Genomic DNA, 13,660 nt, shown 5'->3' on the forward strand with positions numbered 1-13,660 from the left:
TAGCTACTTACAGCTAGCTTTCAAAGAGAAGTTAAATACAAGAAGTACCTGATCGAGCCGGTCAGGTACTTCTTGTATTTAAGAGGTATAATAAAGCTCAAAGGCTTATATGGATAGAATCAGAACTGGAAATAAATAAACGAGCCCGTGCTCTTTTGGGTAAGTACCAGCACCAGCAGCATGGCCGCCCATCCCAGTCCCAGCAGCCACCAGGGCGTCTTTTCCGCTACGGCTACCACCGACCGGTCGCGCATGAGCCAGTGGCAACCCAGCAAGCCTACCGTTACCACAAGTACCTTGTACATATCGATAGTAGTCAGGAGTTTTATCTGGACGGGGATCATACCGAACATGGAGAGCAACAACCGCATGGCAGTGCCAAAATCGGGAGCCCGGAAAAACACCCAGGTGAGGGTCACCAGCAGGAATGTCAACAAGGCCAGTCCAAACCGTGAAACGGAGCGACTCAATGGAATAGCCGGAAGCAGGGAAGCCTGAGTAATAACCGTTTCTGTAGCAAGAGGCATTTGGGGAAGTCGGGCGGGCCGGTCTCTGAATAACCTTTCTACTCCCAGAAAAACCCCGTGCAAGGCTCCCCATACCACAAAGTTCCAGCTGGCACCGTGCCATAAGCCCCCCAGCAACATCGTAATCATCAGGTTGAGGTACGTCCGGGTTGCACCGACGCGGTTGCCGCCCAGCGGAATGTACAGGTAGTCGCGTAGCCAGGTGGACAGCGTAATGTGCCAGCGCCGCCAGAAATCGGAAAAGCCTACGGCGGCGTAGGGATAACGAAAGTTGTCGGGCAGCACAAAACCCAGGCACAGGGCAACCCCAATGGCGCAGGTTGAATAGCCGGCAAAGTCGCAGAAAATCTGGCCGGAAAAAGCAAGTACCCCCGCCCAGGCATCCAGCGGATGTAGCGGAAAGGGAACGCCAAATACCGAGTCAGCCGTCTCCGACAGCATACCATCGGCAATGCCTACTTTCATAAACAGCCCCAGCGTGAGCAGGAACAAGCCCCATATAAGCTGGGTTTGGGTGGCCCGGTGGGGTACTTTGAACTGTGGTATCAATTCGCCGGGGCGCACAATGGGCCCCGCCACCAGTTGTGGAAAGAAGGTGACAAACAGCGAAAAGTCGAGCAGAGATTTTTCCGGGGCAAACTTCCGGCGGTACACGTCCAGCGTGTAGGAGAGCGTCTGGAACGTATAGAACGAGATACCCACCGGCAGGATAATATCCGCCCCGGGGGGCTGGTAGGTAATACCCGCCAGCGAAAGCAGCGCCACGAAGTTATCCATCAGAAAGCCCCCGTACTTAAAGTACCCCAGCATACCCAGGTTTATGGCCAGGCTTAGCACCAAAAGCCCCTTGCGCTTATATGGGTTTTCCTCCCGCCCCAGCGCCAGGGCCACCAGGTAGTCTACAATAGTCGAAAGCCACAGGAGCAGTACAAAAGGCGGGTTCCAGACGGCGTAAAAAAGGTAGCTGGCCACCAGCAGATTCAGCTTTTTTACTTTCCAGGGCAGGGGCGCGTTGTGCAGCAGCAGAACCACCCCAATAAAGGCGATGAAGGTATAGGAATTGAAAACCATGATTATCGGACGGCTAAGGTGGAAATTTGGGCAGGAGCCGCAGCAACGGACGGACGCGCGATATGCCAACCGGTTTTCTGCTCGGCTATTCGGATTAAATCCTTCGTGAAAGTCCGGGCATCGGCCGGACTCAGGTGTGACCATTCCGGACATTCATGCGTAGAGAGTTCGGGGTAGTCCTGGAAATGAATGCCCGGTGCGCCGGTTTCGGCAAGTAAGCGGTTCCAGTACTTCTCCCGCGGGAACACCTGCTTTTCCAGTTCCCAGACTTCACCGCTAGAAGGCATACGGACAAAAAGTACCTGACCACCGCGTTTCTGAATCTTGGCAACATCTGATTTCACTTCCCCGAAAATAGTGGTCAGCAAGCTGTCGGACACGGGTGCCTGAGGGGCCTTTGTAAACACGTACATCCAGATGGCCCTCTGCTCATTCTGTAGGGCGGTGTCAGCCACGAACTCCGCAGTCATGGTGGTTTGCCGGTTAAATCCATCCGTAACAAACTTCATCGGAAAAGCAGGCAGAGCAAATACCCCCGGCCGGTTAACAACCCCGGCCCGATTTAGTAAAGAGCGCAGATTAAACCGCTCCACATCCAGGAATAACAATCGGGACTCCAGTTGCCGGTTCAGGAAAAAGCTGGTCCGCTGGGCAATGGACCATTTGGGATAGTAGGCCGTGCATTTGTTGGCCTGCTGCTCGGGATAACTACCCGATGGTGCAAAAAATAAACCTTCGGTGACGCCTACCAGTACGGTACCTTTAAAATTTTTGTCACGGGCCAGATCAGCCAGTAAGGGTCGGGGCGAAGTACCTACCAGCGAAAGCTGGGTGGGCGCCGCCCCGGAAGTGGCCTCCCAGGTAGCCAGGTCCAGGCCAAACTTAAAGCGGGAAGAACCAACAAGGACCGGGTTGGCAGCTGAGGCCTCATAGACCTGCTGGTGGTGGTAGGCCCACAGGTCTTCGTCGTCGTTGTAGGAGATTTCAAATCCCTGACTACGCAGGTAGAGTTCCCAGCCTACAAGACTACCAATCAGCACGACCAGGGCCAGCAGCCCGGCTTTTACGAAAGGAGAATAGTGCATACGCGAAACGGTTTAGGTAAATAAATACTTATGAGAAAAAATATGGGGTACTCCAAAAACAGATTCAGCCACGGCAGGATGATTCCTGCCTATTAATGAAGTGTATCTTAGTTGAAATGGACCTGTCAAAACAGCCGAAAGGATAATCCCTCTCACGGCTGAGCATGATATTAAACCTGAATGCAAAGAAGTACCTGCTCCTGGTACGCAGCCAGGTAAACGTAAAAAGAAACGCAACGATTTATGAGAGCGACACCAGCGGCAATAGAGAAATAAAATTATGGATAAGATGTTTTATATCAAATACTTCCGGTAAAATTTTATTAAACGGTCATCCGGAAAGGCAGGGGAGAGCCAGTGCGCGGGCAGGCAAAGGTACTTTCAGACTAAAAAATAAATAACAGACCAGCCGGAAATGGAGGGCGTATAGCCAGCCATATGTACCTACTTATGCAGCACAATCCGGAAGGTAGTACCCTTGCCGGGCTCCGAGCTCTTGACAAATAATTTGCCGTTGTGGTAGTTTTCAATGATACGCTTGGCCAGCGTCAGGCCCAGGCCCCAGCCCCGCTTTTTGGTACTAAAGCCCGGACGGAATATTTTCTGTAAGTTTGAACTACTGATACCCTTGCCCGTATCCTGAATATCAATGATAACCTCCTGCTGGGGGGTGTGAGGGATCAGGAAAATCCGGATTTCGCCCACCCCGGCCATGGCGTCCACGGCGTTTTTACAGATATTCTCTACCACCCACTCAAACAAATTCCTGTTGACCAGGACGGTCTGCCCTTCGGTAAGCTGGTTGTCAATATGGAAAGCTACTTTGGTGGAAACGCGTTTCTGTAGGTAGGTGATAAATTCGGTTACTACCTGGGCAATGTTCTCTTCTTTCAGCGCCGGTACTGACCCGATGTTGGAGAAGCGGGTCGTAATCATTTCAAGGCGTTGAACATCTTTTTCCAGTTCTTCGGCAATGGCCGGATCAAAATCCGGATCGGAGCGGAAGTACTCAATCCAGGCCATCAGCGACGACAGCGGGGTACCCAACTGGTGCGCGGTTTCTTTGGCCAGTCCCACCCACACCCGGTTCTGCTCGGCCCGACGCGCCGAACTAAACGCCAGATAAGCCAGAAATCCCAGAATAAAAAGGCCCGAAAGCTGAATGTAAGGGTAGTACTTAAGTTGAGTCAGCAGGAACGAGTTGCTGTAATACACGTAGCCGGTGCGCCCGTCGCCCAGTTCCACGGGTATAGCGGCGTGTTCTTCTTTCATCTGGTCAAGGCGTTCCTGTAAAATCCGCTCTTTGCTTTCGGGACTGGCGTTTTCGGGGAATGAAATATTATTATGGGCCGAAGGCATGTTGTTTTCATCCAGATAGATAGCCGGAATCTCGTAGAAAGAGTTGGCTTCAATAATATTCTGCATTACAACGTTAAAGTCTTCGTCGAAGTCGCTGTTAATGGCGTAGCGCAGCCCTTCCGCGTAAAGCTTTACCTGCCGCATTTCCCGCTCTTCGAGTTTCGACACCAGGTCATTGGTATAAAACAACGACCCGACGCTTATAAGGAACAGATTAAGCCCAATAATAAATTTGTACGTATTCTTTTGCCCGTAGGTATCGAGCAGGGTGCGGCGAAGTCGCAGACTATTGAGCAGGGCTACCGGGTGCAGGGAAAAGCGGGGGCGTTGTTCGTCGTTTGCCGTACTCATGGGGTAGTTAGGCAGGTTGGGCAGCAGCCAATCCTGTTTAATTAATAGTCATACTGTTTGTAAATATAAACGAAAATACTGCAATTGGCGTATTCAGGGGCGAGGTAGCCAAATCAGCCCAAAAACTGACCTGCGTCATACTAGCATTTCACTATAACCGCGAAATTTGTACAAATGTCAGGGATGTAAATTAAAATAGTTCTAAATAAACTTATCAAATCCCGTTGACGTTTCATATTGTGAAGATTGTGCCGTATTTTTGTTTTCAGAATTCAGGTGTAAATAATGTATAATCACTTCAAATCCGTCAGTTTATCGTATCGTATTGCTCCTCTGGCCATCAGGGAGCAAATTGCACTTAACGAAGAGGGAGCCAAAGCCTTAATGCTTCGTATAAGGGAATTCTTTGACGTATCAGACGTATTGGTTGTTTCTACCTGTAACCGGACTGAAGTATATTATTCTTCTTCGGAGAACCTCAATGAAGAGTTTATCAAGCTGTTGCTGATTCAGAACGGCATTACTGACGTAAGCCAGTACCTGCCGTATTTTGAACAGTTTGCTGACGGCGACCAGGCCGTACGTCATTTGTTTGAGGTAGCAACCGGTTTGCTCTCGCAGGTAGTAGGCGACATGCAAATCCCGAATCAGATCAAGCAGTCGTACCAGTGGTCGGCCGACATGGACATGGCCGGGCCATTCCTGCACCGCCTCATGCATACCATCTTCTTTGCCAACAAGCGGGTAGCGCAGGAAACATCTTTCCGGGACGGAGCCGCTTCGCTATCGTACGCCGCCGTTGAACTGGTCGATACCCTGACCGTAAACCCCAAAATACTGGTAGTAGGTTTAGGTGAAATAGGTACCGATGTATGCAAGAACCTGGCTACCAAAGTAGGTTCCGATATTACGCTGGTCAACCGCACCCGCTCCAAAGCCGACGCCCTGTCCGCTGAATATGGTTTCCGGGTAGCCGATTTCGAAGATATTGACCTGGAAATCATGCGGGCCGACGTCATTGTGTCGTCTATGGTACGCGATGAGCCTTACTTCACCAAAGCACTGTTAACTAAGCTGGGAGGCCTCACGTTTAAGTACCTCATTGACCTGTCGGTACCACGCAGCGTGGAGCCGGAGGTAGAGGAAGTACCTGGCGTAGTACTTTATAATATTGATACTATCCGGACCCGGGCCGACGAAGCGCTGGTACGCCGGATGCGGGCCGTACCCCAGGTAAAGTACATAATTGAAGAAATGGTAACGGAGTTCAACGACTGGTCGAAGGAGATGGTAGTTTCGCCGACCATTCAGAAACTCAAAAATGCGCTTGAGCAGATTCGCCAGGAAGAAATGGCCCGCTACATGAAGAGCATGACCGAAGCGGAAGCGGCCAAAATAGAGCGTATTACTTCCAGTATGATGCAGAAAATTATTAAACTTCCCGTACTGCAGCTCAAAGCCGCCTGCAAGCGCGGCGAAGCCGAAACCCTGATTGACGTGCTGAATGACCTCTTCAACCTGGAAAAGCAGCCGGAAGAAAAGCACTGATAACTAGTTTGGATAGATATAAAGAGAGGCCAACCCAGCGGGTTGGCCTCTCGTGTTTAGGAAAGCTCGATTTAAAAGCTACTCAAGCTGAATACCCAGTTCCTGGTAGGAAATAAGCACAATGGCAAGTACCGCCAGGATCAGCCCCAGTCGATTCAGCCCGTTGAGGCGCTCACGAAAAATAAGCCAGGCCGTAGCGGACGATACCAGCATGGTAAGAATATTATAAATAGGAAATACAAAAGCGGCGCTGTTCCCGAACGCCCCCAGCGCTTTCAGCAGGAAGTACAACGACAGGAAATTAGGTACCCCCAAAAGCAGGCCGCCCGCTATGCTGCGGAGCTGAAGGCGTTCCCCCTGTTGTACAATCCGATAAATAAGAATAACGGTACCTACCAGTACGGCCCCCAGGCAGGCAATTATCATGAATAAAGTAGTTTGTTCGGGACGGTAATAGCTCATGCTCAGGTAATTGATGAGGGTATTGTTGGTGCCGCTACCCAGGAAGACCAGAATGGGGAGCAGCCACAGGTAGGAGGCCGTTGTATGGGAGGCCTCTGCTGCGGAGGTACTTCCCTTTTTTTGAATGGCACCCAGCGCCAGCGCACCCAGTGCCAGCACCAGGCCCAGGTAGTTCCAGAACGTATATACCTTATTGGCATTCTGAAAAATAAAAAGGCCAAATACCACCGGAATCACCAGCGACATATTACCCGCCAGGGAGGTGGCCGTCACGCTTACCTTTTGGGCGGTCTGGCCAATCAGCACAAAAACCACCACAAACATAGTACCCAGCGACAACGTGAGCAGCGTGGGAGTAGAGGTCCAGACTACCTCCCTGAACTGCCCCCAGTCGGTCATAAGGAGCAAACCGGTACCTACGCAGGCGTAGTAGTTAAATACAATGGCGTGAAAGGATTGGACATTGTAGCGGGGGTAGGCTCTCATAATGAGATACAGCGCAACCGTAAAAATAACAGCCAGCAGAAAGTACAGCATTAGAATAGGGGTTTGGGCGAAAAGGGTAAAGATTGGAACAAAGGTAAGTTGTTATCTGAAATCCTGCTTCGGTTGGTGCTTTTTGTCAAAAAATGGCCTGATAATTGTGGTTTGCCTGCCCGAGGCAGCTTTTTATCCGGCTGTAAGCGAATAGATTGTAGTAAAAGTGCCCCTTCCAAATCATTGGGCGCAGTCGACTGCTTCAGACCAAGGTGGTGTGTAAATATTTATGGAGCAAAATGCCAGTTAGGTACAAAATTTGCTCCATAAAATACTTTTTGCACCAAACAATTTATCCGGCTCCCACCTATCTCGACCACTCATGAGTAAACCTTTCTACTACCTCCTGCTCATTTTTTTATTGTTAAGTACCTTACCCTCAGCTACCCAGGCTCAGGACTGCGGCTGCAGCCGGACCATTACCACCAGTGGCATCTACGACGGACGTCAGATGAAGGTACTGCCGGGTGAGGTAATTTGTATCAAAGCCGGGACTTATTCCCGTTTCCGGTTTCTGAATTTGGAGGGTACCGCCGAAAAACCCATTACCATCAAAAACTGCGGCGGAGTGGTGGACATAGCCCATACAACCTACTATGGTGCGCTGGATATCTGGGGCTCGAGCCACGTAAGGGTTACGGGTACGGGCGATAGTACTTCGGACTATGGAATTCGCATCAGCAGTACCGGCAGCGGGGCCAGTGGGCTGGTTGTCGGGGCTAAAACAACCAGCATTGAAATTGATCATGTAGAAATAAGCGGAACGGGATTTGCCGGAATGATGATCAAAACTGACCCAAACTGTGACAGTACTACCTGGCGCGAAAATCTGGTTATGAATGGGGTGCTGGTTCATGATAATTTCGTCCACCACACCGGAGGCGAAGGCCTTTATGTGGGCTATACCAACTACAACGGCGCTACCATGACCTGCGACGGAAAAAGCCGCCAGGTACTTCCCCACCTGATTTACGGTTTAAAAATCTATAATAATCTGATTCAACATACCAAGGCGGACGGTATTCAATATGCCTGCGCCCCCGATGCTGAGGTATATAATAATACAGTAGAAAACTTTGGCGCTGACCCCTTTGGTACTTTTCAGAATATGGGTATCCAAATCGGTGCCGGTGCCGGGGGAACCTGCTTCAACAATAAAGTCATAAGCGGCACTGGGAACGCCATACTGGCCGTAGACTATCAGGGCGGCTTAAAAATTTACAATAACCTGCTCGTATCGCCCGAAGGATTTGGCATTTTTTCGGACGACCGTACCGTACCCAAGGCAGGTACTTCGCTTTTTATTGTAAATAATACCATTGTAACCTCCCTGCGCGAGAGCATCCGGATGTACGGTAGTCGCACCGTTAAGTTGCTGTATAACAACCTGCTGGTAGCTCCCCAGAACGGACAGTACCTTGTGTATGGAAACGGAGCCACCGCTACCGATCTTAGTAACCTGAAACTGCCTACGCTTAGTGAGGCGGGCTTTGTAAACAGTAGCGGCGGTAATTACAACCTGCTGCTGAGTTCACCCGCCCTGAACAAAGGAATGGACGTAGCGCCCCTTGGTATACTGCACGATTTGGCGGGCCGACCGCGGCCGACGGGAGCGGCGTTTGACATTGGCGCTTACGAGTCACAGCTTAGCCCACCCGTCCTGGAAAAAATAGGGGACAGGTCGGTTGCCAAAAACAGTACTTTGAAGCTTCTGCTGAAGGCCCACGATGCTGACCTGGACTCGCTGGATTTCAGCGCCCAGGGACTTCCGTCTTTTGTAACATTAACGGACCACCGCAACGGTACCGCTACTGTAGTGGCAGACCCCCGCGGGCAAACAGGTACTTATGCTATTACTTTTACAGTTAGCGATCGTACGGGCGGGGTTAGCAGCGAAACGGTACAACTAGAGGTACGGGATGTTATGGATAGCCCTAAGGTACTATTCAGAGTCAATGCCGGAGGTGCCACACTCCCAGACCCTGAAATGGCCTGGGCTATAGATACCCAGACAAGCCCTAGTCCGTACACCAATGTTTATGCCGCTGCCAGTACTACCGGCAACATGGCTGTTAATACCAACGCGACCGGCGCTCCGACGGCACTTTTTCAGACTATGCGCCGCGACAGTCGAGGGGGAGGTAATATGGTATGGGCGTTTCCGGTGGCAGCCGAGCCGCTCTGGTACAGGGTTAACTTTTATTTTGTAGAGTCGGTCAGTAGTATAACCCGCTCATTCAATATTCTTTTAGAGAATGCCACCGTAGCCTCCAACTTTGAAATAAGAGCCGAAGCCGGACTTAAGAAGGCCCTCAAAAAAACCTTCGAGGTACAGGTTACGGATGGTCAGCTTACTATTTTGTTTGAACGCCTGAATGAAGACCCCTTAGTCAGCGCGATTGAAATTTCCTGTATAGGTACCGTACCAACTTCTGAAACGGACACCGGAATTCTGACAACCCAGGGTAGCAAGCCAGGGAAAAAAGGATCAAAGAACTGGATCATTTTTCCCAATCCGACAGCCGATGAGATATTTGTGCAGTATGAAGAAATAGACGAAGAAGGAGTGGCCCGGGAGAATACGGACCAGGTTAAGTACTATCTGCTGGATAATAACGGCCAGTTAATTCGTCAAATGGCTGGTTCTGAGTCTACTCGCCGGATCTCTTTGAACGGTTTGCCCAGCGGTACGTATATAATCAAGTTAGTTACCCCCGAAAAAACTTATATTCGCAAAGTAGTAAAGCAGTAGCCTGCGCACTGTTTTTAGTGGGGCTACTGAAGAAACAAACGGGAAAATAGGGTTAATGCGAACGAATAGTAGTTTAATAACGGAGGAAGTACTCCAGCTGGCCCAGCTTATATGGGACTATCACAAGGTCAACCATATCATTGAAAAAGCAGACTGTATTCTGGTTCTGGGCAGCCATGATCCGCGCGTAGCCGAACGGGGCGCCCAACTTTGGCTGGATGGCTACGCACCGGTTATCGTGTTTTCGGGCGGACTGGGAAATTTTACCAAAGAAATCTGGACCGAACCGGAAGCCGATCAGTTTGCCCGCATCGCCCGGCAAATGGGCGTACCGGAAGAGGCGATTCTAATAGAAAACCAGTCTACCAATACCGGAGAAAATCTACAGAATAGCCAGCGGCTCCTGGCCGAGCGGGGGCTGGCCCCAACCTCCTACATTGTAGTACAGAAACCCAACATGGAACGGCGCGCCTACGCTACCTGCCGGGTATACCTGCCCCATCAAAAACTGATGGTAACCTCACCGCAACTCTCTTTTACCGACTACCCCACCGACGATATTCCCGTCGAGCGCGTTATCCATATTATGGTAGGTGATCTGCAGCGTATACGCGAGTACCCGGCCCTGGGCTTCCAGATTTTCCAGCCGATACCCGATGAGGTATGGAGGGCTTGGGAGCGGCTGGTGGAGTTGGGGTTCAACGGGCATCTTATGAATTAATCCTCCCTTATTCCTACAGGCCCCGCTCCACGGCCTGGCGTTTTGTACTGTCGTCGGCTTTTTGTCCGGTGGTGCCAAACACATGGTCCCATAACGGCGAGGATACTCCCAGCATAGTATCGCCGTCTTTGTAATGATGGATAGCATGGTTAATCCACAGGTACTTAAAGAAATTCCTGGGCGGGTTATAGGCATGCACCAGAAAATGTATGGTCAGGTAGCCGGCATAGCCCACCATAAAACCCGGAAAGAACGCGTAGGAAGCTTCGCCCATCAGCACGAAGAAAATCCCGAATAGTGCCGCTGCAATAATGACCGCCAGAATGGGGGGCAGAGCCAGCCGGGTTTTGTCTTTAGGGTACTCGTGGTGCACACCGTGCATGGTATACTGAAACTTGGCGCGGGCCGGAGTAGTGGGTTCAATGTGGTATACGCTGCGGTGTACCCAGTATTCAACAAACGTAAAAGTCAGCAAACCAAGAAAGAACAGGGCGACGATCCAGGCGTTGCTCATGTCAGTATACGTCAGGGCGTACCAGCCAAAAAAAGCAGCTATGAGGAGGTACATTGAAACGGGAACGGAGATATGAGTACGGGAAAGCCTTTCCAGAATGGGATTTTCAAAAAGTTGTTTCGACCCTTTGTGTTTTGGCTTAAGAGTTGAAGTGTATTCTTTGTCCATAACGTTGATGAATGTTATCAGTTAATGAATAAAAATGCTATTTCATAAAGTGTACAAACAGGGCTTACTCCACTTTGTATATACACTATATTCGATTTTATTGTCTTCTGCCTGTTTATAAATTGGCAGGTCTGCCATAGTAACCTTTCTGAGTTGGGGGCTTTCTACCATCTAAAACAAGGATTTCATGAATAAGTTACGGTACCCGGGCCTCCTGGGGTATCAGACTCTACAAGTTTGGGTACCTTTTTCCTCGTTGTAAGCGATTCATACTTTTATTATTATACATTTAGTAAAATATAAAGTTTTGTGAAAACCAATATTCAGGATTGGGTAAGTAGCATCATGGCTCCTGTAGGTAGCTTTTAGTCTGTAACTTCCTCTCTGCTACATTTCTACGGTTCGTACCGCAACTAGTTGTACCCTTCTCGCCAAAATCCTTGTTTACTGGTACCTTAAATTGCTTTTTGCTGGTTGTAATTCAAGGGTTAATCACAGGTTGTGCCAGGTACAAACTCGCAAAATGTTTATGCCACGCTCCCGGACAACAGGCATTTGTGCCTCTGGCTGGCCCATTTCTTGCATTGTACTATAACAGAAGTGTAACTAATGATTAATTAGCTGAAAGTTTTACAGAAAGCGGAAGGATGTTCTTTCAGGGTTTTGCTAAATTGAATATATAAGAATAATGCAAACTTATACTTTGTGTAGGTAGTTGTAGGTGTACAAGAGTGACTAGTAACTTTATGAATGCTTTACCCCAAATAGTACCTATTCTGGCTTTCCTGATGCTGACGTGTTTGGATAGGGAATGTTTAGCCATGCATACAAAGTTCTCCATAAAGAATAGTACAGAGTCACTCCTTCTCGCAGAAAGCATCCTTAACAAAAGAGTACAGAGTTTCAATGCAAAGGTACCTGACCGTCATCGCTTCCTGTTCGATAGATTGTATTTCCTGCTGAGAAACGCGGGAAATGCCACTCCCACGGACGCCTCTGCCGGCTCATATCAGCAGGATTCAGCAGACCATGAAGTAAAATTACCTTTTGATGATACCGTTTCTGTTTCGTTCCCGGATTATTGGAGAAACGACAACCGGAAAGCCCTGATTCCCTTTCTTCTTTGGTGGGAGTACCCACCCATACTTCTGCCTGTACCTCCTCCTCAGGCCTGAAGTACCTTTCCGTTTGAAGGAATTATGCTTCTCTGGCAGCATACCCGCTGTACGGTACTGCTATACTAAAAAAATCTAGTACGACAAGTACAATACGCTCTGTATTGTAGCCTCTGAAAGCCGCGGTTCTTACGGATGATTTCGTAGATATTACTATCCAACCAGTTGATCTTAACTATATGAACAAGCACCTCAAAATCCCCCTAATCCTGCTAGCCGTCTGGGTGGCTGGATGTTCAGCCAGCAGCAAAGAAAATGCCATAAGCAAAGAAAGTACCGTGAAGGTACTTCCGGTTACCCGCCTCGTTGAAAAAAGTACTGACCTACACCGAGAATACGTAGGGGATATTCATGCCATACGTAACGTAGATATATACGCCCGGGTAAAGGGCTACCTAGAGCAGGTGTATGTAGACGAAGGCAGGTACGTACGCAAAGGCCAGATTTTGTTTAGAATCAACAATGAAGAGTACAAAGCTAAGCTTGCGTCGGCCAAAGCAAATCTGCAGAGTACTATAGCGGAGGCGAAAGCGGCCCAGCTGGAAGTGAACCGGGTTAAATTACTGGTAGATAAAAAAGTGATTTCTAAAACAGAGCTTGAAGTTGCCCAGGCACGTTACGCTGCGGTGGAGGCTCGAATCATGGAGGCCCGTTCGGAGCTGGCGAACGCCACCCTGCGCTTATCGCACACATCCATCAAAGCACCATTTAGTGGTATCATCAATCGGCTCCCCTATAAGGTAGGGAGTCTGATCAACGAAGGTACCTTGCTTACGTCGGTTTCTGACATTGGCTCTGTCTATGTCTACTTTGATGTATCAGAAGGCGAGTACCTCGAGTACGTGAAAGCAAACCGCCTGAATAGCGATAAGAAGAACCGGGAGGTAGAACTGGTACTGGCCGATGGATCACGCTTTTCCCATATGGGAAAGGTAGAAACCATGGAAGGAGAGTTTGACGAAGGAACCGGGTCCATTGCATTTCGGGCGCGGTTTCCTAACCCCGGAAAGTTGCTGAAGCATGGTTCATCAGGGAAGGTCCGTTTGACTAATACCATATCAAATGCACTGCTGGTACCCCAGAAAGCTGTATTTGAAATACAGGATAAGAACTATGTATATATAGTTGATAAGAACAAGCAGGTCAAGATGAAGAGCTTTCAGCCCAAGACCCGTATCGCACAGTACTATGTGGTAGAGTCAGGACTTGAGCCGGGAGATGAAATAGTGTACGAAGGTATCCAGAATATTAAGGACGGTGTAAAGATTCAGCCAAAGTATGTATCCATGGATAGTATATCGGCAGGATCGGAGGAGGTACGGTTGTCGGTAAAATAACACAATAACTGAAAGAATGAACAGGCAGGAAAGTTCTGATAGAACTATTGTAA

Annotated in this window: 9 protein-coding genes; 4 read left to right on the plus strand and 5 right to left on the minus strand. The window is 49.3% G+C overall.

All coding sequences use genetic code 11. The features are described 5' to 3' along the window. Nucleotides 1-119: 119 nt before the first annotated feature. The 3 genes from VGN67_RS12160 to VGN67_RS12170 form a co-directional block, all read right to left on the minus strand. Complete coding sequence (locus tag VGN67_RS12160; RefSeq protein ID WP_327487100.1) at nucleotides 120-1,598, minus strand: MBOAT family O-acyltransferase; 1,479 nt, start codon at nucleotides 1,596-1,598, stop codon at nucleotides 120-122. 2 nt (nucleotides 1,599-1,600) lie between these two features. Continuing rightward, complete coding sequence (locus VGN67_RS12165) at nucleotides 1,601-2,683, minus strand: hypothetical protein (protein ID WP_327487101.1); 1,083 nt, start codon at nucleotides 2,681-2,683, stop codon at nucleotides 1,601-1,603. Nucleotides 2,684-3,127: 444 nt separating this feature from the next. Further along, nucleotides 3,128-4,393 (minus strand): HAMP domain-containing sensor histidine kinase, encoded by a 1,266-nt coding sequence (locus tag VGN67_RS12170; protein WP_327487102.1) that lies wholly within the window; start codon nucleotides 4,391-4,393, stop codon nucleotides 3,128-3,130. Nucleotides 4,394-4,678: 285 nt separating this feature from the next. Between VGN67_RS12170 and hemA the strand changes: the two genes are divergently transcribed. Then, the gene (gene hemA, locus VGN67_RS12175; protein WP_327487103.1) at nucleotides 4,679-5,941 is read left to right on the plus strand and encodes a glutamyl-tRNA reductase; all 1,263 of its coding nucleotides are present in this window, start codon (nucleotides 4,679-4,681) and stop codon (nucleotides 5,939-5,941) included. Between the two features lie 78 nt (nucleotides 5,942-6,019). Here hemA and VGN67_RS12180 read toward each other — a convergent pair whose 3' ends face one another. Then, a complete protein-coding gene (locus VGN67_RS12180) occupies nucleotides 6,020-6,940 on the minus strand; it encodes a hypothetical protein (protein ID WP_327487104.1) in 921 nt (306 codons plus the stop codon). Nucleotides 6,941-7,262: 322 nt separating this feature from the next. Here VGN67_RS12180 and VGN67_RS12185 point away from each other — a divergent pair, with 322 nt between their 5' ends. Both VGN67_RS12185 and VGN67_RS12190 read left to right on the plus strand, forming a co-directional pair. Next, a complete protein-coding gene (locus VGN67_RS12185) occupies nucleotides 7,263-9,692 on the plus strand; it encodes a malectin domain-containing carbohydrate-binding protein (protein WP_327487105.1) in 2,430 nt (809 codons plus the stop codon). 55 nt (nucleotides 9,693-9,747) lie between these two features. Then, a complete protein-coding gene (locus VGN67_RS12190) occupies nucleotides 9,748-10,413 on the plus strand; it encodes a YdcF family protein (RefSeq protein WP_327487106.1) in 666 nt (221 codons plus the stop codon). Between the two features lie 13 nt (nucleotides 10,414-10,426). Here VGN67_RS12190 and VGN67_RS12195 read toward each other — a convergent pair whose 3' ends face one another. Continuing rightward, entirely contained in the window at nucleotides 10,427-11,095 is a 669-nt protein-coding gene (locus VGN67_RS12195) for a sterol desaturase family protein (protein ID WP_327487107.1), read from the minus strand. A 1,354-nt stretch (nucleotides 11,096-12,449) separates the two neighbouring features. On the opposite strand from VGN67_RS12195, the gene VGN67_RS12200 reads away from it, so the two are divergent. Further along, on the plus strand, nucleotides 12,450-13,607 hold the full coding sequence (locus VGN67_RS12200; RefSeq protein WP_327487108.1) for an efflux RND transporter periplasmic adaptor subunit: 1,158 nt from the start codon (nucleotides 12,450-12,452) through the stop codon (nucleotides 13,605-13,607). The last annotated feature ends 53 nt before the right edge of the window (nucleotides 13,608-13,660 follow it).

The organism is Telluribacter sp. (genome assembly GCF_035998675.1).
GTDB lineage: Bacteria > Bacteroidota > Bacteroidia > Cytophagales > Spirosomataceae > Telluribacter.

Excerpts from the sequence above, each read along its gene's own strand:
- VGN67_RS12200 (WP_327487108.1), top strand. The coding sequence starts at position 12,450 with ATGAACAAGCACCTCAAAATCCCCCTAATCCTGCTAGCCGTCTGGGTG.
- hemA (WP_327487103.1), top strand. The coding sequence starts at position 4,679 with ATGTATAATCACTTCAAATCCGTCAGTTTATCGTATCGTATTGCTCCT.
- VGN67_RS12195 (WP_327487107.1), bottom strand. The coding sequence starts at position 11,095 with ATGGACAAAGAATACACTTCAACTCTTAAGCCAAAACACAAAGGGTCG.
- VGN67_RS12170 (WP_327487102.1), bottom strand. The coding sequence starts at position 4,393 with ATGAGTACGGCAAACGACGAACAACGCCCCCGCTTTTCCCTGCACCCG.
- VGN67_RS12190 (WP_327487106.1), top strand. The coding sequence starts at position 9,748 with ATGCGAACGAATAGTAGTTTAATAACGGAGGAAGTACTCCAGCTGGCC.
- VGN67_RS12165 (WP_327487101.1), bottom strand. The coding sequence starts at position 2,683 with ATGCACTATTCTCCTTTCGTAAAAGCCGGGCTGCTGGCCCTGGTCGTG.
- VGN67_RS12160 (WP_327487100.1), bottom strand. The coding sequence starts at position 1,598 with ATGGTTTTCAATTCCTATACCTTCATCGCCTTTATTGGGGTGGTTCTG.
- VGN67_RS12185 (WP_327487105.1), top strand. The coding sequence starts at position 7,263 with ATGAGTAAACCTTTCTACTACCTCCTGCTCATTTTTTTATTGTTAAGT.
- VGN67_RS12180 (WP_327487104.1), bottom strand. The coding sequence starts at position 6,940 with ATGCTGTACTTTCTGCTGGCTGTTATTTTTACGGTTGCGCTGTATCTC.